Source organism: Methanobrevibacter acididurans (assembly GCF_046197875.1).
Taxonomy (GTDB): Archaea; Methanobacteriota; Methanobacteria; order Methanobacteriales; family Methanobacteriaceae; genus Methanobrevibacter_A; species Methanobrevibacter_A acididurans.
This window is the reverse complement of record NZ_CP166991.1, coordinates 910663-932328: the sequence shown is the minus strand read 5'-3', so window position 1 is coordinate 932328 and position 21666 is coordinate 910663. Positions and strand designations below refer to the sequence as shown.

Annotated in this window: 26 protein-coding genes; 20 read left to right on the top strand and 6 right to left on the bottom strand. The window is 27.1% G+C overall.

The features are described 5' to 3' along the window. Positions 1 to 7: 7 nt before the first annotated feature. From ACA135_RS04605 to ACA135_RS04585, 5 genes are all read left to right on the top strand, one after another. Entirely contained in the window at positions 8 to 898 is an 891-nt protein-coding gene (locus ACA135_RS04605; RefSeq protein WP_409197595.1) for a formylmethanofuran--tetrahydromethanopterin N-formyltransferase, read from the top strand. 26 nt (positions 899 to 924) lie between these two features. Then, positions 925 to 1962 carry a carbohydrate kinase family protein gene (locus ACA135_RS04600; RefSeq protein WP_409197594.1) on the top strand — a complete coding sequence of 346 codons (1038 nt, stop codon included), beginning with the start codon at positions 925 to 927 and terminating at the stop codon, positions 1960 to 1962. A 29-nt stretch (positions 1963 to 1991) separates the two neighbouring features. Next, complete coding sequence (locus ACA135_RS04595; protein WP_409197593.1) at positions 1992 to 2804, top strand: 4Fe-4S binding protein; 813 nt, start codon at positions 1992 to 1994, stop codon at positions 2802 to 2804. 53 nt (positions 2805 to 2857) lie between these two features. After that, positions 2858 to 3493 (top strand): HPP family protein, encoded by a 636-nt coding sequence (locus ACA135_RS04590; protein WP_409197592.1) that lies wholly within the window; start codon positions 2858 to 2860, stop codon positions 3491 to 3493. Between the two features lie 303 nt (positions 3494 to 3796). Continuing rightward, positions 3797 to 4795 carry an NAD-dependent epimerase/dehydratase family protein gene (locus tag ACA135_RS04585; protein WP_409197591.1) on the top strand — a complete coding sequence of 333 codons (999 nt, stop codon included), beginning with the start codon at positions 3797 to 3799 and terminating at the stop codon, positions 4793 to 4795. Positions 4796 to 4848: 53 nt separating this feature from the next. On the opposite strand, the gene ACA135_RS04580 is transcribed toward ACA135_RS04585, so the two are convergent. Both ACA135_RS04580 and ACA135_RS04575 read right to left on the bottom strand, forming a co-directional pair. Next, positions 4849 to 5274, bottom strand: coding sequence for a DUF3795 domain-containing protein (locus tag ACA135_RS04580; protein ID WP_409197590.1), 426 nt, complete (start codon positions 5272 to 5274; stop codon positions 4849 to 4851). A gap of 23 nt (positions 5275 to 5297) precedes the next feature. Then, the gene (locus tag ACA135_RS04575; RefSeq protein WP_409197589.1) at positions 5298 to 5954 is read right to left on the bottom strand and encodes a Pr6Pr family membrane protein; all 657 of its coding nucleotides are present in this window, start codon (positions 5952 to 5954) and stop codon (positions 5298 to 5300) included. Between the two features lie 173 nt (positions 5955 to 6127). Here ACA135_RS04575 and ACA135_RS04570 point away from each other — a divergent pair, with 173 nt between their 5' ends. The 8 genes from ACA135_RS04570 to ACA135_RS04535 all read left to right on the top strand — a co-directional run bounded on the left by ACA135_RS04570 (position 6128) and on the right by ACA135_RS04535 (position 13059). Next, positions 6128 to 7321 (top strand): glycosyltransferase, encoded by a 1194-nt coding sequence (locus ACA135_RS04570; RefSeq protein WP_409197588.1) that lies wholly within the window; start codon positions 6128 to 6130, stop codon positions 7319 to 7321. Between the two features lie 55 nt (positions 7322 to 7376). Next, the gene (locus tag ACA135_RS04565; protein ID WP_409197587.1) at positions 7377 to 7694 is read left to right on the top strand and encodes a carboxymuconolactone decarboxylase family protein; all 318 of its coding nucleotides are present in this window, start codon (positions 7377 to 7379) and stop codon (positions 7692 to 7694) included. 203 nt (positions 7695 to 7897) lie between these two features. Beyond that, entirely contained in the window at positions 7898 to 9196 is a 1299-nt protein-coding gene (locus ACA135_RS04560) for a phenylacetate--CoA ligase family protein (protein WP_409199087.1), read from the top strand. A 26-nt stretch (positions 9197 to 9222) separates the two neighbouring features. Then, positions 9223 to 9669 (top strand): acetolactate synthase, encoded by a 447-nt coding sequence (locus tag ACA135_RS04555; RefSeq protein ID WP_409197586.1) that lies wholly within the window; start codon positions 9223 to 9225, stop codon positions 9667 to 9669. A gap of 30 nt (positions 9670 to 9699) precedes the next feature. After that, entirely contained in the window at positions 9700 to 10425 is a 726-nt protein-coding gene (locus tag ACA135_RS04550; protein WP_409197585.1) for a hypothetical protein, read from the top strand. Positions 10426 to 10568: 143 nt separating this feature from the next. Continuing rightward, positions 10569 to 11426: a succinate--CoA ligase subunit alpha gene (sucD, locus tag ACA135_RS04545; protein WP_409197584.1), complete on the top strand. Its 858-nt coding sequence runs from the start codon at positions 10569 to 10571 to the stop codon at positions 11424 to 11426. A 97-nt stretch (positions 11427 to 11523) separates the two neighbouring features. Continuing rightward, a complete protein-coding gene (gene hmgA, locus ACA135_RS04540; RefSeq protein ID WP_409197583.1) occupies positions 11524 to 12726 on the top strand; it encodes a hydroxymethylglutaryl-CoA reductase (NADPH) in 1203 nt (400 codons plus the stop codon). 63 nt (positions 12727 to 12789) lie between these two features. Next, complete coding sequence (locus tag ACA135_RS04535) at positions 12790 to 13059, top strand: hypothetical protein (RefSeq protein WP_409197582.1); 270 nt, start codon at positions 12790 to 12792, stop codon at positions 13057 to 13059. A gap of 22 nt (positions 13060 to 13081) precedes the next feature. On the opposite strand, the gene ACA135_RS04530 is transcribed toward ACA135_RS04535, so the two are convergent. The 4 genes from ACA135_RS04530 to ACA135_RS04515 form a co-directional block, all read right to left on the bottom strand. Beyond that, positions 13082 to 13936 carry a TatD family hydrolase gene (locus tag ACA135_RS04530; protein WP_409197581.1) on the bottom strand — a complete coding sequence of 285 codons (855 nt, stop codon included), beginning with the start codon at positions 13934 to 13936 and terminating at the stop codon, positions 13082 to 13084. 18 nt (positions 13937 to 13954) lie between these two features. Further along, complete coding sequence (locus tag ACA135_RS04525) at positions 13955 to 14623, bottom strand: DUF116 domain-containing protein (protein ID WP_409197580.1); 669 nt, start codon at positions 14621 to 14623, stop codon at positions 13955 to 13957. A gap of 143 nt (positions 14624 to 14766) precedes the next feature. Then, positions 14767 to 15240 (bottom strand): hypothetical protein, encoded by a 474-nt coding sequence (locus ACA135_RS04520; RefSeq protein WP_409197579.1) that lies wholly within the window; start codon positions 15238 to 15240, stop codon positions 14767 to 14769. Positions 15241 to 15351: 111 nt separating this feature from the next. Beyond that, a complete protein-coding gene (locus tag ACA135_RS04515) occupies positions 15352 to 15486 on the bottom strand; it encodes a hypothetical protein (protein WP_409199111.1) in 135 nt (44 codons plus the stop codon). A gap of 198 nt (positions 15487 to 15684) precedes the next feature. Between ACA135_RS04515 and ACA135_RS04510 the strand changes: the two genes are divergently transcribed. The 7 genes from ACA135_RS04510 (at position 15685) to ACA135_RS04480 (ending at position 21654) form a co-directional block, all read left to right on the top strand. Then, a complete protein-coding gene (locus ACA135_RS04510) occupies positions 15685 to 16383 on the top strand; it encodes a zinc-ribbon domain-containing protein (RefSeq protein WP_409197578.1) in 699 nt (232 codons plus the stop codon). 103 nt (positions 16384 to 16486) lie between these two features. Further along, positions 16487 to 17140, top strand: a complete 654-nt coding sequence (locus ACA135_RS04505; RefSeq protein ID WP_409197577.1) for a hypothetical protein — start codon at positions 16487 to 16489, stop codon at positions 17138 to 17140. A 38-nt stretch (positions 17141 to 17178) separates the two neighbouring features. Then, a complete protein-coding gene (locus ACA135_RS04500; RefSeq protein WP_409197576.1) occupies positions 17179 to 17703 on the top strand; it encodes a DUF367 family protein in 525 nt (174 codons plus the stop codon). Between the two features lie 208 nt (positions 17704 to 17911). Beyond that, entirely contained in the window at positions 17912 to 18058 is a 147-nt protein-coding gene (locus ACA135_RS04495; RefSeq protein ID WP_409197575.1) for a 50S ribosomal protein L40e, read from the top strand. A 240-nt stretch (positions 18059 to 18298) separates the two neighbouring features. Further along, positions 18299 to 19048, top strand: a complete 750-nt coding sequence (locus ACA135_RS04490) for a geranylgeranylglyceryl/heptaprenylglyceryl phosphate synthase (RefSeq protein WP_409197574.1) — start codon at positions 18299 to 18301, stop codon at positions 19046 to 19048. Positions 19049 to 19072: 24 nt separating this feature from the next. Beyond that, positions 19073 to 20146, top strand: coding sequence for a DNA double-strand break repair nuclease NurA (locus ACA135_RS04485; protein ID WP_409197573.1), 1074 nt, complete (start codon positions 19073 to 19075; stop codon positions 20144 to 20146). Beyond that, positions 20143 to 21654: a helicase HerA domain-containing protein gene (locus ACA135_RS04480; protein WP_409197572.1), complete on the top strand. Its 1512-nt coding sequence runs from the start codon at positions 20143 to 20145 to the stop codon at positions 21652 to 21654. The genes ACA135_RS04485 and ACA135_RS04480 overlap by 4 nt, the downstream gene beginning before the upstream one ends. Positions 21655 to 21666 lie beyond the last annotated feature (12 nt).

Below are 21666 nucleotides of genomic sequence, written 5' to 3'. Positions count from 1 at the left end.
AATATTTATGGATTATACAGATAAAGTAGAAGATACATTTTTTGAATCAATGAATGGTAAATATATTAGAGCATTAATAACTGCAGAAGATTGGGATACAGTTCGAAATGCTGCTTATGATTCTACCTCAACACCAAGTGCAGTTATAGGTAGAGTTGAAGCAGGAGTTGAATCTTTTGTAGATCCAAATGCAACACCTGATGGAAGACCAGGTGCTATTTGTCAATACTGGTTTGGTTTAGATAACCTCGAAAAATTTGAGGTAGAATTATCTTACAGAATTAGACAAGATATACTTGTTAAACCTTTCACTAAAATGTTTAATGTAACAAATAATCCTGAAGGTTACATTGAAATGATGAGAAATGTAGGACATTGTGGTGATGGTTTTGAATGGGAAATAAATGAATATAATCGAGAAATGATTAATGTTCCTATAGCAGTACCTGACTTCCAAATCGAATCTAAATTTGGTTATGCTGATGGTATAATGGGTGGAAATTATTGGTATTTCTGTGAAACTAAAGAAGCTGTTTTAGAAGCAGGAAAATTAATCATGGATGAAATCATGGATGTTCCTGGAGTAATTGCTCCTTTTGGAGTTTGTTCAGCTGCTAGTAAACCTGAAACTAATTATCCTTGGATAGGTCCAACTTCAAATCATCCTTACTGTCCTTCATTAAAAAATAAATTAGGTGAAGAATCTAAAGTCCCTAATGGAGTTAATTATATTCCTGAAATAGTTTTAAATTCTGTGAATCAAAAACAATTAAATTTAGCAATAAAAAATAGTGTAGATGCAATACTCGAAGTACCTGGAGTTTTACGTATATCTGCAGGTAATTTTGGAGGAAAACTTGGCGATAATACAACTAACTTGTTAGACATCTTAAAATAAAAAAATAACACAAAGGTAAAATTCACATGACTAATAATGAAGATAAAAATCAATATTTAAGATCTGATACAAATATGCCCAAACCTGATGTTGTGATGGATGATGATTTAAAAGTAAAAGTCATAGGATTTGGAGCTTTAAATTTAGATAAACTATTTTATGTAGATGAAATCGTAGGTCCCGATGAAGAAACATTTATTAAATCTGAAACATCATCACCAGGAGGATCAGCAGCTAATACTATGATTGCTTTATCCAAACTGGGATTACCAACATCTTATATTGGTAAAATTGCAACAGATGATGATGGTGATATGTTAGAAATGAATTTAGCAAAAAGTGGAGTATTCTTAAACCATTTAATCTATGCTGAAGAAGGTCATTCTGGGAAAGTTTTAGGATTTGTTGATAAAAATGGTGTTAGATCTTTATATGTTGATCCTGGAGTAAACGATGATATAGTTATTAGTGAATTAAATCATTATTTTATAAATCAAACAAAAATTTTACATTATACTAGTTTTGTAGGTGAAAGTTTTCATGCTCAAAATGAGTTATTAGATAAATTAAATGATTCAGTAATATTAAGTTTTGATCCAGGAATGTTATATGTTAAAAAAGGAGTTAATGGTTTACGTAAAATACTTCAAAGGACCAATATACTTTTAATAAATAAAAATGAGTTAATGTTATTATTTAAAGATTATTTTTGTGAAAAATTTAATTTAAAAGAAGAAGATAATTTAACTTTTAGAGATATTAGTGTTCATTTATTAGATGAAGGTATAGACACAGTAGTTGTTAAAAACGGAAGTAAAGGTGTTTATGCTATAAATAGTTTACAAGAAGTAAAAATCCCTGCATATGAAGTGGATGTAGTTGATACTACTGCTGCAGGAGATTGTTTTAATGCAGGATTTTTATATGGTTATTTAAATAAATATTCTTTAGAAAATTCATGTAAATTAGGTAATTGGGTCGCATCTTTATCTATAAGTGGTAAAGGTCTAAATAATCTTCCAAATAAAAAAGATTTAGAAGAATTTGAAGCTTTATTAAAATAAATTAATAAAATATAATGAAGGTAAAGGACATGGAAATTAGATTTAAAAAGGACATTGAAGAATTAAAACGGGAAATAGTCCTTAAATCTGTGGATTTGGATGAGAATAAAGAATTAAAAGTCAATATTGATGATTATCATAATATTGATAAATATATTAATATTTCTCCACGTTGTGTTAGATGTAATCTGTGTGTTGAAGAATGTCCTGTAGATGCAATACGTTCATCGAATGCAGGTATACGTGCAAAAATTTTAGATAATTGTGTGAAATGTGAAATATGCGCCCAATCATGTCCAATTTCAGCAATATATGTATTAGAAGGTAATACTAAAGTTATAAATAATGAAAATGTAATTTATGATATAACTGAAGTTAAAGTTCCTCATAGAATAGTTAGAATGGAAGAAATAGGTTTTAATAGGGAAAATTGTATAATGTGTGGAACTTGTACTAAATATTGTCCTACTGATGCTATACAAATGAGATCTAAACTTTACATAGAAGAAAAAACAGGTAAAATATATCCTGAAATGGATGATGAACATAAATATCCATTTATTAATGAAGATTTATGTGTAGGTTGTGGATCTTGTGCTAATTTATGTACACAAGAAGTAATTAATTTAAAACGTTATGTGGGACCTGTACAAATTTATAATAAAATACATGTTGATGATGATTTATGTGTAGGATGCTTTTTATGTGAAGAAAATTGTCCTACAGGAGCAATAAAAGTAATTGATGGTAAAGCGGTTTTACAAGATAATAAATGTATTAGATGTCAAGAGTGCACTATACGGTGTCCTGTAAGAGCATTAGAAATGAAACCAATAGAGTAGATGTATAAAATTTATAAATAATTAAATTTAAAAATTTTTTGAGGTAATTAATAATGAAAGCAAAACAAATGATGGATAAAAATTTCATATATGGAACTGTTAATGATTCCATAAATGATGTAAGTAAAATCATGGAAGATCATAAAGTATTCACTTACCCTATTCTTGATTCTGATATGAAATTAGTAGGATGGGTAACAAGTTTAGATATTACAAGAGGTTTAAGAGAAAATAAAGATATTGTATCTGAAGTAATGCACTCATTTGAAGAAGTATGGACAATATATGAAGGAGAACAAGCACGTTTAGCTGTAATTGAAACTACTAATCGTAAACTTGTAAGTATTCCAGTTTTAAATAAAGAGGACCAAGTAATAGGAATCATTAGATCTTTTGATATGATTAAAACTTTCAGTGACTTATATGATATTAAAGTTTATAAATTATATGAAGCAATGTTAAAAAGTTTAAAAGGCGTAAATTGGCAAGATTTAATGGAAGCTTCAGCAGTTGTATCCACTAAACAAACAGGTATAAAAATAACTCCTGAAGAGTATGAAGAAAACATTAAAAAAGCTACTTTCGGTGAAGCAATTTGGGCTACACGTGGTTTAGAAAATTTCTTTGCAGGTTTAATTAGTGTAGGTGAACTAGTTATAGCACGTAAAATTGGAAGAGCACGAAAATAAATTTATCATATTTTCATTTAATAGTTTTTTTAGGATAAATAAATTTTTTTAGTGCTTTCATTATTAACAAAAAGAATTTTAATTTAATAAATTTTTTTTAAAAAAATAGAAAATTTAGAGGAGTGTATTGTTTAATCTAATCTATTTTTGAAAAAATAAAATTTATAATGAACTTTTTGGTTTTTTAAAAAAATTTATAAAAAAATTATTAAATTTAAAATATTTTATTTAATTAGTAATATTAAATTTTATAAATAATTATGACAATATATAATAAATAATATAAATTAAAAATTGATTTTTATGAGAACTTATAACGAATATGAAGGAAAAACTGTCCTTGTGACAGGTGGAGCAGGATGTGTTGGTAGTAACTTAACAAAAGCTTTATCAGAATTAAATGCTGAAAAAGTAATTATTTTAGATAATATGTCTTCTGCTTATGAATGGAATGTTCCTGATTATGATCAAATAGAACTTATTGAAGGGGATATTCGTGATGATGAAGTCTTAAAAAGAGTATTTAAACAAAGTCCAGACATTGTTTTCCATTTAGCTGCTCACTTTGCAAATCAAAATAGTGTAGATATGCCTGAAACAGATTTAATGGTAAATGGTTTAGGAATGTTAAAAGTTTTACAATACTCCCAACTCACTAATGTAGATAGATTCATATTCTCAAGTAGTGGATGTGGAGTATATGGTTTAGACAGTAAAATGCCATTTAAAGAAGATGACATTTCAATCTCCTTACACACCCCATACCAAGTAACAAAATTACTTGGTGAACTATATACTAATTACTTCCATAACCTTTATGATTTACCAATAGTAAATGCAAGATTCTTCAATGTATTTGGTCCCGGAGAAGTACCAGGAAAATATAGAAATGTAATACCTAACTTTTTTTATTGGAGTATGAATAATCTCGCTTTACCAATTACAGGAAATGGAACAGAAACTCGTGACTGGACATTTGTAGAAGATATAGTAAGTGGATTACTTGCAATGGGTATAGAAGAAGAAGCAATAGGAGAAGCTATTAACTTAGGGTCTGGACAAGATCATCGAGTAATAGATATGGCTAATAGAGTAAATGAATTAACTGGAAATACAGAAGGAATAGCATATGCAGAACGCCGTAATTGGGATGCAAAAACTAAACTTTTAAGTTGTATAGATAAAGCACATGATATTCTTGGATACAAACCAACTGTAAGCTTTGATGATGGACTCATAAAAGTACATGAATGGTTTGAAAACAATTGGGAAGACATTCAAAAATCAGCAGAATTTGATTAAACATAGAAAAAGGGAAATTTTTTTAAAAAAGGGGAATTTTCCCTCTTTTATAACTATTTTTTATTTATATCAATATATTCAAATCCACATTCACTACAAGTTTCATCATTGAAACAGATTACACCACCACAATTTTCACAAGTGTACTTATCTAAATCCATTTTTAAAATTTTACCAATACCTGAATTTTCTAATTTTTTACAATTATCAACTGTGCTTAATCCATATCTTTTCTTTGAATTTTTATCATGTTTCTTAATTAATTTACAGGGGAATTCACTGCATCGTTGACAATATTTAAAATTCTTTTTATCAAAACAATTTTTAATCTTACATTTTAAACTACTTTTACTTTTACCAGAATCACTAATTCTACAACCTGGACAAGCATTATCATTTTTTAAATGTTTTTCACATAATAGGCAATTAAAACCACAAGGAGCAAAATATTCATTTTTTATAATTTCAGGCATTTTCATAAATTTTCAAAACCTTTTACTTTTTAGTTTAATTTAATCTTTTTTCCAAATTTTTCTAATATATATTCTAATATTAATATTAAAATTAATATGATAAAAATATAGATGATTACATTACTTAAACCTAATTTATCAATATCTAAAAAGAAATAAGGGTACAAAGAATTTCCACTATTTGGTCCACTAAAAATTTTTGTCCCAATAAAGAATGCTCTAAAATAAATACCTATTAAATATGCTATAAATGGTATTAAACAATAATAAATACTTTTAATATTTAAAGAATCCTTTTTAGCAAATATTAACCAATCACATACAAATAATATTGGCACAATTAAATGAAATATGAAATTTTCCATTCCATAATTAATAAGATTTGTATGATAATTAGGAAATATAATTAAATTATAAGTTAATGACACTATAAAAATGGAGACAGTTATGATATAATAAATAATATTTATTATTCTTTCTTTATTTACATTATATGTTTTTTTATTTATGTTTTTATATAAATAAAATATTGAAAAGATTATACAAGCAATATTTGTTAAAGTAGTGTAAAAATATAATTTAACTGTACTATTTGGAAATTTAGTAATAGATTCATAAATACCCCATAATCCAATTATAATAATTAAAATTTTCATTAAATTAGAAATTATGATTTTGTTTTTCAAATTTAAGACCTCTTATATTATATGTTAATCCTTTTTGTTTTGCATATATAAAATAATTATTCTTTCTAAAATTTAATTAATTTCACATTTAATTTTAATAAAAAATTATAATTACTAGAAAAAACCAAAAATTAATTTAATTAATAAAAAAATTAAAAAGGACTTAACTGCATATGAAAATTTTAGTATTACAAGAATCTGACTGGTTAAAAAGAAACCCTCATCAACAACATCATCTTATGGATCGAATGGATGGGAGAGGACATCAAATAAGAGTTATTGATTATCCAATCGATTGGTCTAATGATAAAGAGAGTAATGGATTAATCTATAACCGCGAAGAACATAATAATGTTTGTAAAGTCAACCCAAAAACAAATATTACTGTAATACGTCCAAGTTTCATAAAAATTAAAGGATTAAATTATGTAAGTATGTATTTCACTCACCAAAAAGAGATTAAAAAACAAATATTAGAATTTAAACCAGACATTATTTTAGGATTAGGATTACTTAATTCTTATAATGGAAGTAAACTAGCAAAGAAATACAATATACCATTTGTATACTATTTAATAGATAATTTATATGCATTAATTCCTGAAAAAATCTTTCAAGGCATAGGAAAACAAGTTTTCACTAAATCATTAAAAAATTCTGATTTAGTAATAACAATTAATCAAAAACTATCAGAATTAGCAATATCCCTAGGATCTAATCCAGATAAAACAATATTAATTGATGCAGGTATAGATTTAAAAAAGTATAATCCTAAATTAGATGCTTCAAAAATCTATGATGAATATAATATCCAATCAGATGATATAGTTCTCTTTTTTATGGGATTTATTTATAATTTTGCTGGAATGAAAGAATTAGCTAAAAAATTAGGGGAAAATAAGGAAAAATATTCTAAAATGAAAATTTTAATTGTAGGTGATGGGGATGCCTATGAAGACTTACTAAAAATAAAAGAAGAATATAATCTTAAAGATCAACTTATTCTCACAGGACGTCAACCTTATATTAAAATACCTGAATTTTTAGCATCATCAACATTTTGTTTGCTTCCTGCATATAAAGATGAAGAAATAATGCAAGATATTGTACCAATTAAGTTATATGAATATTTAGCAATGCAAAAAGTCGTTATTGCAACTAAACTACCTGGAATTTATAATGAATTTGGTGAGAATCATGGTATTGTTTATGTGGATAATGCATGTGAAGTTCTTGATACTGTACAAAATATATTAAATAAAGGGGAATATGATGAAATAGCTAAAAATGGTAGAGAATTTGTTAAAAGTAGTGATTGGGAGATTAAAGTTAATGAATTTGAAAATGCATTAAATGAATTAATATAAAAAACTTTATATTACTAAAAGTAGTATATAATTAATATTAATTGGAGGTCATTAAATGAAAGATGAAGTATTCTATGGTAAAAGCATGCAACGTGTTAAAGATGATAATGAAGAATTATACCAAGCTATTGTAGATATAAATAATGCAGTATGGGATGGAAAAGCATTAGATTATAAAACACAAAAATTAATAGCTATTGGAATAGCAGCATCAAATTCAGATACTAGAGCTATCAAAAAACAAATGGAAAGTGCTAAAAAGGAATTAGGCATCACTCGTGATGAAATTTTAGATGTATTAAAAGTGGTTTTATTAACTTCTGGAATGCCACCATTTAATAAATCCTTATCTGTACTTAATGAAGTATTCTAATACTATTTTTTTATAATTATTTATTTTTTCATTTTTTATTATTTTTTTCTATTTCTCATTTTTTTTAACTTTTTAACAATTCTTAAAAAACTTTTTTATAAAATAAAAACTATAAGTTATTAGTATAATTAAAAGAATAATTAAATATAATATTTATAAATTAATATGAAATTAGTATTTTTTAGGAGAATTGTTAAATGATAATGTGGGATGAAGAAAAAGAAACCATACAAAGAGATGACTTAGAAGAGTTGCAATTGAAAAAATTACAAGACACTGTTCATCAAGCTTATGAACGTGTACCTTATTATCATAAAAAATTTAATGAAATTGGATTATACCCAGAGGATATTGAAACATTAGAAGATATTACTAAAATACCATTCACTACTAAAGATGATTTACGTGAAAGTTATCCTTTTGGTATGTTTGCAGTTCCTAAAAAGGAAATTATAGAAATTCATTCATCTTCTGGTACAACAGGAAAACCAGTTGTTTCAGGTTATACACGAAAAGATTTGGATACTTGGGCAACAATAATGGCACGTGGATTAACAGGTATGGGTCTTGGGGATGAAGATATTCTTCAAAATACACATGGTTATGGATTATTCACTGGAGGATTTGGAGTACATTATGGGGCGGAAAAAATCGGAATTACTGTAATACCTATAAGTACTGGTCAAACAAAACGTCAAATTGAAATAATGAATGATTTTGATATTACTGGGTTAATATTTACACCATCTTACGGTTTACATATGGCAGAAGTTGCAAAAGAAGAAGGAATTAATCCAAAACAATTAGGGATAAAAGCTATTGGTTTTGGGGCTGAAATGTGGACTGAAGAAATGAGAAAACGTATAGAAAAAGAATATAATACTGAAGCTTATAATATTTACGGTTTAACTGAAATTATGGGTCCCGGAATAGGTGTAGAATGTGAAGCACAAAATGGTTTACATATTGCAGAAGATTATTTCTACCCTGAAATTGTTGATAGTAAAACAGGTAAACAACTTCCAGGGGGAACTGAAGGAGAATTAGTTTTAACAAATCTTGAACGGGAAGGAATGCCAATTTTAAGATTCCGTACTAAAGATATCACAACCCTACATTATGAAACATGTGAATGTGGTCGTACTTTTACAAGAATGGAACGTATCAAAGGAAGATATGATGATATGATTAAAGTAAAAGGAGTTAGTGTTTTTCCTTCACAAATTGAAAAAGCATTACTACACGTAAGTGAAGTTGAACCTCATTATCAAATAATTGTTACTCGTCCAGATATAATGGATCAAATGGAAATAAAAGTAGAAACATCTCCTGATTTATTTAGTGATGATGTAACTAAAATGGTGAATTTACAAAAAACAATTGGGGACTATGTGCAAAACGAAATAGGTTTACGTGCAAAAATTACCTTAGTAGAACCTCATACTCTTCCACGTTTTGAAGGAAAAGCAAAACGTGTTTTAGATAAAAGAAATTTTAATTAAAAAAAACTTTTCAGGTGTTTTTTATTATGTCAAATGATAACGAAATGATTAAACAATTAAGTATATTTTTAGAAAATAAAAAAGGACGGTTATATAAAGCATTAGATGTTTTAGCTAATGCAAATATTAATATTAGAGCTTTATCTTTAGCAGATACTAGTGATTTTGGTATATTACGTTTAGTTGTTCAAGACCCAATTAAATGTAAAGAGGAATTAGAAAAACATAACTTTACAGTTAAGGTTACTTTAGTAGTTGGTGTTCAATTAGATGATACTCCTGGTGGTTTAAGTAAAATTTTAAAAATAGTACAAGATAATAATATGAATCTTGATTATTTATATGCTTTTACTCATGAAAAATCAGAAAAAGCTATTCTTTTATTATGTACTTCAAATCTTGAAAATCTTACCAATATTTTAAAAGAAAATGATGTAATAATTGTTCCAGCTGATGAAGTATATAACTTATAATACTCAAATTATTTTTTGTGATGGATTTTTATGAAAATAACATGTATAGGTGCGGATATATCAAATAATGATGTATCATGTAGTGAAAATTTAATATCTAATTTAAAATCTGATATTCCCAAACTATTAAAAAAAGGAGCTATTAAAGCAGGATTAACTAATATTACTGGTGATGATGTAGTAATTTCTGCTATTGTAAATGATGAAGATTTACCATTAATCAATAAGGAAATAGTTAATATATTAAGAGATAATGCTGAAGATATTGGTGATATTGGAGGTGTTGGGAAAACATCTGAGGAAGCAGGTGAAGGGATTAGTTATGCAACTGCGAATATTCGAGAGGATAGATTTCCTGATGCCGTAATATTACATTTTGATACTTATGGAGGGGAATCATTTGTTGCACATGTTGCAGAAAGTGCAATACAAGCTGCTAAAGGAATAAGTTCTTGCACTGATGTTTCCATTTTAAATAGTGAAGATATTAATGAGATACCTGGTGTTGGTTATGTGGGTAATGAAACCGATGATCCTGTAATAGTTGCTACTGTGGAAGATTTAGAACAAATAGGTGTGATTAGTGGAGCAATGATAGGTGCAAGTTTAGGTTGTAAAAACACTTATCTTGTAAAGCGTCATACTCCATGTAATGTTATACCTGGTAGTGTGCTTGTTTCCGCAACTGCATTTACAAATGGTAATATTATAGATTTAGCTGTACCATTTGAGAATAAAACTAGAATCCTTAAATAAAATACTTTTATATTTTTTTCATTTATTTAATTTAATTCATTTAAATCTTAAAAAACTTTTAATATTACTAATGATAAATATTAGATTAACAATTATGATTAAAAGATTTATTATAAAAATTATAAAATAAGAGGTTAATGTTTATGATATTATTAGATAAGGATACAAGAGCCTTAGTTCAAGGAATTACAGGTAAACAAGGTTCTTTCCATACAAAACAAATGTTAGATTACAATACAAATATTGTTGCTGGAGTTACACCAGGTAAAGGTGGTCAAGAGTTATATGGGGTTCCTGTTTATGATAGTATAGAACAAGCTGCAAGTAACGAGGATTTAAACACTAGTATAATATTTGTACCTGCACCATTTGCTAAAGATGCAGCTTTTGAATCAATTAAACATATGGATCTTGTAATTATCATTACAGAACACATTCCAGTCCATGACAGTATGCAAATCATGGAATATGCTAATCGTAAAGGAAAAACAGTTATAGGTCCAAACACTCCAGGAATTATATCTCCAGGTATAGGTAAACTTGGAATAATGCCAACTCATATTTTCGAACCTGGAAATGTTGGAGTAATAAGTCGTAGTGGAACTTTAACCTATGAAATAGCATCACAATTAACTAATGCAGGAATCGGACAAAGTACTTGTTTAGGGATTGGAGGAGATCCAGTAATAGGTACAAAATACACTGAGATTTTACAAAAATTTGAGGATGATCCAGATACTGATAAAATTGTATTAATCGGTGAAATTGGAGGAAATGCAGAAGAAAAAGCTGCAAAATATATAGAAGAAAACATCACTAAACCAGTAGTAGGGTTTATTGCAGGATTAACAGCACCTCCAGGAAAACGTATGGGTCATGCAGGAGCAATTATTGAAGAAGATAGTGGAACTGCATTATCTAAAATTAAAGCATTTAATGATGTTGGAGTAGAAGTTGCAAAAAGACCATCTGAGATAGTAAACTTATTAAACAAAGTTTAAATAAACTCTTATTTTTTTCTAATTTTTTAAAAAATATGAAAACTAATTTTAAAAATATATTTTTCTTTAAAATTTTCTTTTAAAGGTATTGATAATAATGAATAAAGAAGAAATCATCCAAAAATTATTTAATGGTGAAATGAAACTTTATCAAATAGATAAATTCACAAAAGATGCTACTGAAGCTTTAGAAATTCGTCGAGAATTCATTGCTCAAAAAACTAACACTGATTTAAGTTATATTGGTTCATATAATATTGATATGAATACTGCAATGAAAAAAAATATTGAAAATCCTATAGGTACAGTGCAAATTCCATTAGGTGTTATAGGGCCATTAAAAATAAACGGAGAATCATGTACTAAAGAATACTATGTACCTTTAGCTACATCTGAAGGAGCATTACTAGCTAGTATTAATCGTGGGGCAAGTACTATAACAGCTTCTGGTGGATGTAATGCTAGGGTTATTAGTGATAAGATGACTCGGGCTCCTGTAATTAAAGTAGAAAATAGTGTAGAAGCTATAAAAGTTAAAACATGGTTTGAAGATAATTTCTCTAAAATTAAAGAAGTAGCAGAGTCAACAACTTCTCATGGTAAATTAATAAAAATAGATCCAATATTAATTGTGGGAGCATATGTTTATCCTAGATTTGTTTACAGTACTGGTGATAGTATGGGAATGAATATGGTTACAATCGCTACTGATAAAGTTTTAAAATTATTATCTGAAGAAACTAATGCTAAACATATTGCTTTAAGTGGTAATGCTTGTGTTGATAAAAAACCTTCTCATATGAATTTAATAGAAGGGCGAGGAAAAACTGTTGTGGCAGATATTTTAATTCCAGAAGAAATTGTTGAAAAAAAATTAAAAACTACTGCAGAATCAATAGTTGAAGTAAATATTGCTAAAAATTTACTTGGAAGTGCAGTTTCAGGGACAATGGCATTTAATGCTCAATATGCAAATATGGTCGCAGCAATATTTTTAGCAACAGGACAAGATTTAGCACATGTTGTTGAAGGATCATTAGGCATAACTCATGCTGAAAATCGTAATGGAGATTTATATTTCAGTGTAAATATGCCTGATTTACCATTAGCAACAGTTGGTGGGGGAACAAGATTAGAAACCGCTAATGAAGGGTTAAAAATTTTAGGATTAAATGGTTCCGGATCAGTTCGTGACTTTGCTGAAGTAGTAGTTTCAACAGTTATGGCTGGAGAATTATCTCTTATAGGTGCTTTAGCAGCAGGACATTTAGCACGTGCTCATGAACAATTAGGAAGATAATTAAAAATTTATTATTTCCCTAAAAAACTTTTTTTTAAGTATAATTAAAGGATTATTTTTAAGATGAATAAAAAAGATAATGTTAATTTTGATGATTTGGATTTAGACTTTGAAGATTTAGAATCTTTAGGCTTAATGGATGATTCTGAATTTCCGGAATTAGAATTAGAAACAGATAATATATTAATGAATTTAAGTATAAAAAAAGATTATAGTAAAATTAAAGATAAATCTGAACGTAAAAAAGAATTTATTAAAGATTTACATAAATTTATAGATCAGTTTGCTAATACTCCAGAATCTGATGATTTCATTAATTATTATGATTTATAAAAATTATATTTTTCTATTTTTTTTATTGATCTATGTCAAAAACTTTTTCAACATTATTTTTATGTATTTGAAAAGCTTCTTCAACAGTCATTATTTCGTTTTGAATAAAATTCAATGTTCTTTTTGGTACAGTTTTAGGACCTAATACCATTCCAGGATGTTCATCTTCATCAAAAAAATCTGTTTCCATAAAAAATCGTGTACCTTTTTTTAAAGCTTCAATAATATTAGTTTTATTAGTGGTTATGCTTGGAACAATTCCAAAATTTTCTTCTTTCAAAACATGAGCCTCTGCGTGGTGTTTTATAAGTTTATTTTTATTAAACCCAATTTTATCTGCAATTTTTGCTATTTCTTCATATTTTTGAGGTGTGAAATCTTCTGTATGTAACATCACAGGACAGTTTAAATCTTTACCTAATTTTAAACAGTATTCTAAGATTTTATTATGGTACTTTAATTCCTCTTCTTCAACAGGGTAATGGGGTCTTCCTATTTCACCTATTCCTAATGCATTACCTTTTTCTATTTCTTTGCTGCCATAATTTATTGCTTTTATTATTCTTTTGTATGCTTCTTGGTATGTTTTTCCTGCTCTTATTAAGTTTGAATATTCTGCTGGGTGAACTCCAAGGAAACTGTATGCATGAACAGGTGTTTCTTTGTTTATTAGGTCTACATATTCATTATTTAAGTCCATTCCTTTTTCATAATTTGTGGGTTGGCCAAAATTCCATGCAGGTTTGTTTGGTATTATCATTACTCGACCTCCATTATTGTAGAATATTTTTGCTATTTTTAAGGGTCCTTTCCCATTAATAGGATCTACATGTATATGGGTATCTGTAATTGGAATTTCTAAAGGATTAGGTATCATAATAATTATATTTTTTTATTAAGTTAATGTTGTTTGTTTAGTTTGATCTTGTTTTTCATATCCGATTTTATCTAAAACTTCTTTTACATTTACTTTTGTTAAAAAACATCCATCTTGTGTTAATAATACTCCTTGAGGTGCAAAATCTGATAAGTTCATCATCATTAAGTTTAAATCTTCATAACATGCTATTCCTACTACTGCTTTAAAGTGTTGTTCTTTTATAATCCTTTCAATGAAACTACTTCCAGGAACGATAAATACAGTATAACCCATGGGTTCTGCTTTTGATTTAATAATACCAATACTACATCTACCACATTCAGTACATTCTACACCAGTTTTTGTAAGCTTTGCTTCACAGTCTGCTGCTCGAAGACAGTGAGGTAAAAATATTAATTTTTCATCATTTGGAATTTTATTGAATTTTTTTTCATTTACCTTGTTTCGTAATTCAACACCAATATGATCTACTAATGTCTTATCAAGTCCTAAACTTTTTGAAAATTTTTTCAATGGAGAATAAAAAGCATCTAATCCTAATAACATAACTTTTGGAAATATTAAAAGATTTTTTTTAATTAATATTTTACCTAATACTAATGTTATAATTAAAATTAATAATAGTAATATAATGCCTATTGTTATTAGTTCTCCTAAAAATATAAATATTGATTCTGTAATCATTTTAATTTTAAATCCTATAAATTAGTTATTAATATTTTAATTTTTATTATATAAATCATTATTTAAATTTTAAATTTAATCAATATATATTTCAAAGTTTTATTTTTATACTATAAAAAAAAGGGGTTTTTAAATGGATATTATTAAAACTTTTTAATTTCATAATCTTTTAAATTTCCTTTAATATTTACTCCATTTGCAGATTTAAAAATTTCTAAACCAGTTAAACTATCACAACTACATAATATGTCTTGTTCTGGATGTGTGCCGGGTATTATATTACAATCTAAACGGATATTTTCACCTACACTTATTACCATTTTTAATCTTTTGCTTGAGGGGTGATTTTTAGGTAAAACTATTATTGGTGAATCCATGTCTCGTGTAAGGTAAATTAAGGATTTTATTCCTTTTTCAAATTTTTCTCCTGTTCCGAATGCGCTAACAGCAATTAAGTCTCCAGGTTCTAAAAATTGAACAATTTCATCATTTTCTGGTGTTCCAAGAAAAATCATTTTTTTATCAGATAGTTTAACTATGCCTACAGTACCAGTATTTCCTTTTAAAAATAATATTTCCTCAGGTTTTAATTTTATATTTGTTTCTTTAGTGTTCATAAGTTTATGTGGTCCTTAAATATTTGTTTATTTAAAAAAATTAGTTTGTTTATTATATTTTTAAAAATGTAAAAAAAAAGGTTTTATTTTAAAATATTTAATGAAGTAATATTATTCATTTGATTCTACATTATCACTTTGGCAGGAAGGACATACAACATGTTTTCCAATTCCTTTAAATTCATTTCCACAATCTAAGCATCGATATCTTTTTGTTTTTAATTTTTTCATATCTATTTCAGCCATTGGGCCTCCACCACTACACATTAATATCACCTTTTTATTCTTTTATTGTATTATTATATTTTTTTTGAAGTATTTATTTTTTTTGTTGATTAATTATTTTTTATCTATTAAAATTAAATAGAATAATTTAAAAATAATTAGTTCTTAAATATTATATAGTATTAATAAATTATTTTTTTAAAAGGTGGTGATTAAAGTATGGTGGAGAATCATAATATTTGTCCTAAATGTGGATTTAAAAATTCTTCTGATGCTAAGTTTTGTCGTAAATGTGGAACTAATTTAATTCAATCTGCTACTCCTTCTTTTAATCAGTCTAATGTGACTAAAATAACTCCTGATTCTAAGAAAGATGAAAATAAGAAGTATCTAATCATTGGTGCAACTATTATTATTTTGGTTGTAATTGTTTGTTGTACATTTTTATTAGTTAGTTCTTCAGGTACTGGTTCTACTTTTAGTAGTGGTTTAATTCCTAGTTCTCAGTCTGGTTCTAGTTCTTCTAATGTTCAAAGTAGTCAGTCTGGTTCTAGTTCTTCTAATGTTCAAAGTAGTCAGTCTGGTTCTAGTTCTAGTACTAGTGGTAGTTGGCATTTAGTTCAAACTTTTAATGGAGTAGGTAATGATCAATTGTCTGTAACTGGTTTAACAGGTAGTAAGATTAAAGTTTATGCTTATGGGATGCCTATTAATAACCATGGGGGATATAATTATTTATATACTAATTCTTATTTAAATGGGGCTAGTGTTGGAAGTACTGCAGTTGATTGGGGTACTACTAGTGCTGTTAAGGGTAAAGAGGATAGTGTTATTTTCTCTGGTTCTGGTTCTTTAAGTATTGATGTGGATACTCAAGATCTTGATTCATGGACTATTAAAGTTTATTCTTATAGTTAATAAATTAAATATTTTATTTTCTTTTTTTTAATAAATTTTATTATTGAGTAAAATCTAAAATAATATAAGACCTTATTTAATAATTTTTTGGAGTGAGTGAGTTTTGGAAAGAAAGAATATTTTAATTATTGTCTTTGTTTTAGTTATATTAGTTATTGCACTTGGTGCAAGTTATATGATGTTCTTTAATAAAGGTGATACTACAAATTTTAATGCAGCATTTATTAGTGGGTCTTTCACTGGGAATGTTTCTGGGAATGTTATAAATGATTCTGTTCCTAATCATCAATTTCAAGCTAGTTATATTGATTCAAATAATGGTATTACTTATAATATGAGTACACTTAAAGATGGTGATTTTTTAATTGATTTGATGCAATTACAAGGTTTACAATCTCCTGAGCATCGTCAGTTAGGTGAGAATAATTGGAATATATTTTATTCTCAAGCTGTTCCTAATACTCAAGTAAGTAATAATACTACTACTGATAATTCTAGTGTTTATAATGTGTATATTTGTCAAGCGGATAAAGATAATCAAACTTTTCTTATTTATGTCATTAGTAATTCTTCTAAGGTAGAATGTGATGGTAGTTTATATTGTCCTATGTATAAAGATTATGTTGAACCTTTACTTACTAGTACTACTTTGAAGACTAATCCTAGTGCCCCTACAGGTCCAGATGTCTTAGGTATAGATAATGCTACTTATAATCAATTATTAGATCAAATTAAGAATGCTAAAGGGGCTAATTAATTTTCTCCTTTTAATATTTTTTATGGATATGTTTTATTATGGTAAAAGTTACAATTTTTCATGCTAATGAATGTGATAAAAAGAAATGTACTGCAATTAAAATGTGGAAAACAGATAAAGCTCGTTTGGTTTATCGTATTAATCAAATTCCTCATGGAGCCATTGTTTTAAATCCTTATAGTGATTATAGTGTTTCTCCGGAGGATCATCGTTATGTTTCTAGACGTGGTGTTGTTGGTTTAGATTGTAGTTGGAATAAAGTTAGTGATTCTAAGAGTTTTTTTAATTTAAGTAAGTATCATCGTGCTTTACCTTTTTTAATTGCTACTAATCCTGTTAACTATGGTAAACCTTGTACTTTATCTACTAGTGAAGCTATTGCTGCTACTTTATATATTACAGGTTTTAAAGATCAAGCTCATGATATTATGAGTACTTTTAAGTGGGGTCATACTTTCTTAGAATTGAATGGGGAGTTACTCGAAGCTTATAGTAATGCTCATGATGGTGAGGGTGTTGTCAATATACAGAATGATTTTTTAAGTCAGTATAATAAAGATTAGTTTTTATTCTTATTTTTTTGTTCGATTCTTGTTTATAACCATTAGGTTTATATATTAAGAAGAGTATATATTTTTATAAGATTTATGAATACATAACTATTTTTTGTTTCATAATTTTAAATAAAAAATTATAAGATTAGATTAATTGTTTTTTTAATTATAATCGAAATTTATTTTATCATATATGATTATTTGGGAGGATATCTTAATGGCACGATTTGATGAAGCTGAAAACAGAATTTTCAATGTTAAAATTTGCTTAAAATGTAATGCTCGTAACCCTGCTGATGCTAAAACTTGTAGAAAATGTGGTTACAAGGGTTTAAGACTTAAAGCTAAAGAAGCAAGAGGATAATTTTATCCTTTATTGTTTTTATTTTTTTTAAAACCTTTTTAATACTTTTTTCTATTTTTTTAATACTTTTTTGTTTATTCAATTAATAATATATCTTATTTTTTTAAATAAAATTAAATACTATTAAATCCAAAAATAATAATAATATAGTGAACAATAATATAAGATTAAATAAAAATTATAAAAAATTAATTTTAAACAAAAAATATAGTCACAATAAAAAAATAAAGGAAGCAAAACATGTCTGTAGAAAGTGAAATAAAAGAAACTTTAAAAAATCGAAAAATGCATTTAACACTAATAGATCCAGATGAACAAACACCGGAAGAGGCATTAAAAATTGCTGAAGCAGCTATAAGAGGCGGAACTGATATTATTTTAGTTGGAGGATCAACTGTAAGTCAAAACCAAGTAGATTTTACATGTAAAATATTGAAAGAAAATATTCAAAAACCTATAATAATTTTCCCAGGAAACACTAGTAGTGTAAGTAAATATGCTGATGCAATGTTATATATGAGTTTCATAAATAGTACCAACCCATACTGGTTAGTTGGGGCACAAGCACTTGCAGCACCAGCAGTAAAAGCTTCTGGAATCGAAACATTACCTATGGCATACATGGTATGTGAACCTGGAGGGACTGTTGGATTTGTAGGGCAAGCACAACTTGTCCCAAGGAATAAACCTAAATTACCTGCAGTATATGCTATGAGTAGTGAATTTATGGGAATGAGATTCTTTTACTTAGAAGCAGGATCAGGAGCAGAAAAACCTATACCTCCAAAAATGGTAGCATATACTAAAAAAGCTACAACAGACATGGTAATCATAGTAGGGGGAGGAATCCGGGATGGTGAAACAGCATATAAAGCAGCAAAAGCAGGTGCAGATTTAATAGTTACAGGTACAATAGTTGAAGAAACAGAAGATGTTGAATCAAAAATAAATGAAATTACAACTGCAATCAATAAAGCATCTAAAAATTAAAATTATATTTATTCAGAGATTTATATGTTAGAATCATTATATGAAGAAGCAATAAATAAAAAAGGTACAATCCAAGAACAAATAGTGGAATATCAACATAAAGATTTGGATTTATCAAAAAATTGGATTGAAAAAACAATTCCATTACCTTTAAAAGATAAAGTAATAGCTGCAGGTGATGGGAGTTTAAACAAAAAAAGATTCATAAGCTTTTATCTTTACGCTGTAGCTGCTGAAAGCTTAATTTATAATCCAAATAAAGATCAAAAATTAAAAAAATATGAATTAACAAATATTGATACTTTATCTCATCAAAAATTTCTTGATGAACGTTTAAGTAATTTCATGAACATTTTTGAATTAAAAAATGCAATAAAAACTATAGAAGATAACAAGGACTTAGATTATTACCTACTAGATGGAAGTATTTATGGTAATATAATTCCTTTATTCCCATCACCCCATGATATTCCAAAAAAAACACGAATTGATATAATTAAACAAGTAAATTCTCAATTTAAAGAATCTATAAAAAATAAAGAGGAAAACATTAAATCTAATGATTTAATAAATACACTTGATTTAGATAATAAATTTAAAGATTATGAAATAAGCATTTTTCTTGAAAATATTGAAAAATCTTTATTGTATATAGAATTATTAAAACATAAAGAAAAAATAGTTGCAATTAGTAAAACCAGTAGTAGTAAAGATTTTTTTAATAGTAATGTTCCAGATATTGCATTATTAAATTATTATTCAACAAATGAAGGTTATAGTACTTTAAGATATCGTAATGCAAGTGAAGATATTCGGACAAATTTCTTAATTGGGGATGAGTTTTTTAAAAATATAGATTTCACTATTTTTTATGCTAGATTATCTCCAAATACTAATGTTTTAAAATTTGAATTACCTTATCATGCATCTGAGGAAGAATGTTTACAAGTTTTAAGTGATTTGAAAAAGGATTCTGTTGGAGGTTATCCTTATTTACTTTATAAAGCACATCATGATGTGGTAATTCAGAATAATGATATGAATAGTATCAGTTCTATTGTAGATATAATTGAAAGACAAGGAAGGGAAATGTTATGATTATTGGTAGAAGTATAGGGGAAACTACTCTTGTAAATTTAAGTTTTATTAGTAAAAAAATGCCAAGTGTGGGGGAATATGTTACATTAAATTATGATGGTAAAACTGTCTTAGGCATGATTGAATCTATGGTTAGAGGTTCAGTTTCACTTAATAATGAGATTTATGATCCTGACACTATAGATAAAATTAAGGAAATAGAAGGAAATGATTATTATATTAAAGGAAATGTTAGAATTCTTGGAGATGTGAATGATAATCTTAAACTTCCAAGAACTCCTGCACCTCCTGGTACTGAAGTTGAGAAAGCTTCAACAGACATATTAAAAGATGTTTTTGATCAAGAAAATAGTTTAACATTAGGTCATTTAATAAGTCAAGAAGAAGTAGAAGTAGGTGTAGATTTAAATAAAATGGTTTCTCGTCATTTAGCAATTCTTGCAATGACTGGTGCAGGAAAATCTAATACAGTTTCAGTATTAGTTGATGAATTATTAAAAAATAATGGTTGTATATTTATTTTTGATATGCATAGTGAGTATATTAATGCAAAATTCAAAAATGGTGAAGTAAATCCTATTAAACCAATCATTAATCCTAAATACATGGAATTTGATGAAATTAAAAAATTAGCTAATATTGGATCTAATGCTGTAAACCAAGAAAGGTACATTAGAAAAGCTTTTAAAGAAGCAAAAGAACAATTACAAAATGGTGAAGCTAAAACTCCAGATTTCTTAGAACAATTATTAATTATTTTAAATAAATGGGAATTAGATGATGATCGTCCATCTAAAGAAAGAAATAATATCATTGATGTAATTAATAAGATTGAAGATTTACAAAGTACTTATGGAAAATTATTAGATACAAATACAGGTAATATTTTAACACAATTAAAACCGAACAGTTGTAATGTTCTTGATTTGGGTCAAGTTGATGAAAATACTGCTGAAGTTATTGTAAGTCATGTTTTACGGAATGCTTTAAAAAGTAGAAAGAATTTTATTCATGAAAATGATGTGAATGCTTTAAATATTCCCGTATTTTTTGTATTGGAAGAAGCTCATATTCTTGCTCCTCAAAATCGTAGTACTAAATGTAAATATTGGATTACACGGATTGCTCGTGAGGGTCGTAAGTTTGGTTTAGGTTTATGTATGGTTAGTCAATCTCCAAAGTCAGTTGATAGTGAAACATTGTCTCAAGCTAATAATATGATTATTTTAAGACTTGTTGAACCTAAAGATCAACAACATGTGCAAAGTTCTTCTGAGTCTTTGTCTGATGATTTGGTTGGTCAATTGCCTAGTTTGAATGTTGGTGAAGCTTTAGTTTTGGGTATGATGACTAAAATCCCTACTTTAGTTAAAATTAATAGTTTTAAAGGTAAAAATGTAGGTGGAGATTTGGATATCTGTAAAATTTGGAGTCAAAATCTTAAGTCTAAAACTGAGGAATTAGATGAAATGGAAGATGATTTTTTAAATTTAGGTGGAGATTATTAAAAAATTTTTTAA

Bases quoted from the DNA above. Each gene is read 5' to 3' on its own strand.
- ACA135_RS04605 (WP_409197595.1), top strand. From the start codon at position 8: ATGGATTATACAGATAAAGTAGAAGATACATTTTTTGAATCAATGAAT.
- ACA135_RS04600 (WP_409197594.1), top strand. From the start codon at position 925: ATGACTAATAATGAAGATAAAAATCAATATTTAAGATCTGATACAAAT.
- ACA135_RS04595 (WP_409197593.1), top strand. From the start codon at position 1,992: ATGGAAATTAGATTTAAAAAGGACATTGAAGAATTAAAACGGGAAATA.
- ACA135_RS04590 (WP_409197592.1), top strand. From the start codon at position 2,858: ATGAAAGCAAAACAAATGATGGATAAAAATTTCATATATGGAACTGTT.
- ACA135_RS04585 (WP_409197591.1), top strand. From the start codon at position 3,797: ATGAGAACTTATAACGAATATGAAGGAAAAACTGTCCTTGTGACAGGT.
- ACA135_RS04580 (WP_409197590.1), bottom strand. From the start codon at position 5,274: ATGAAAATGCCTGAAATTATAAAAAATGAATATTTTGCTCCTTGTGGT.
- ACA135_RS04570 (WP_409197588.1), top strand. From the start codon at position 6,128: ATGAAAATTTTAGTATTACAAGAATCTGACTGGTTAAAAAGAAACCCT.
- ACA135_RS04565 (WP_409197587.1), top strand. From the start codon at position 7,377: ATGAAAGATGAAGTATTCTATGGTAAAAGCATGCAACGTGTTAAAGAT.
- ACA135_RS04560 (WP_409199087.1), top strand. From the start codon at position 7,898: ATGTGGGATGAAGAAAAAGAAACCATACAAAGAGATGACTTAGAAGAG.
- ACA135_RS04555 (WP_409197586.1), top strand. From the start codon at position 9,223: ATGTCAAATGATAACGAAATGATTAAACAATTAAGTATATTTTTAGAA.
- ACA135_RS04550 (WP_409197585.1), top strand. From the start codon at position 9,700: ATGAAAATAACATGTATAGGTGCGGATATATCAAATAATGATGTATCA.
- sucD (WP_409197584.1), top strand. From the start codon at position 10,569: ATGATATTATTAGATAAGGATACAAGAGCCTTAGTTCAAGGAATTACA.
- hmgA (WP_409197583.1), top strand. From the start codon at position 11,524: ATGAATAAAGAAGAAATCATCCAAAAATTATTTAATGGTGAAATGAAA.
- ACA135_RS04535 (WP_409197582.1), top strand. From the start codon at position 12,790: ATGAATAAAAAAGATAATGTTAATTTTGATGATTTGGATTTAGACTTT.
- ACA135_RS04530 (WP_409197581.1), bottom strand. From the start codon at position 13,936: ATGATACCTAATCCTTTAGAAATTCCAATTACAGATACCCATATACAT.
- ACA135_RS04525 (WP_409197580.1), bottom strand. From the start codon at position 14,623: ATGATTACAGAATCAATATTTATATTTTTAGGAGAACTAATAACAATA.
- ACA135_RS04520 (WP_409197579.1), bottom strand. From the start codon at position 15,240: ATGAACACTAAAGAAACAAATATAAAATTAAAACCTGAGGAAATATTA.
- ACA135_RS04515 (WP_409199111.1), bottom strand. From the start codon at position 15,486: ATGGCTGAAATAGATATGAAAAAATTAAAAACAAAAAGATATCGATGC.
- ACA135_RS04510 (WP_409197578.1), top strand. From the start codon at position 15,685: ATGGTGGAGAATCATAATATTTGTCCTAAATGTGGATTTAAAAATTCT.
- ACA135_RS04500 (WP_409197576.1), top strand. From the start codon at position 17,179: ATGGTAAAAGTTACAATTTTTCATGCTAATGAATGTGATAAAAAGAAA.
- ACA135_RS04495 (WP_409197575.1), top strand. From the start codon at position 17,912: ATGGCACGATTTGATGAAGCTGAAAACAGAATTTTCAATGTTAAAATT.
- ACA135_RS04490 (WP_409197574.1), top strand. From the start codon at position 18,299: ATGTCTGTAGAAAGTGAAATAAAAGAAACTTTAAAAAATCGAAAAATG.
- ACA135_RS04485 (WP_409197573.1), top strand. From the start codon at position 19,073: ATGTTAGAATCATTATATGAAGAAGCAATAAATAAAAAAGGTACAATC.
- ACA135_RS04480 (WP_409197572.1), top strand. From the start codon at position 20,143: ATGATTATTGGTAGAAGTATAGGGGAAACTACTCTTGTAAATTTAAGT.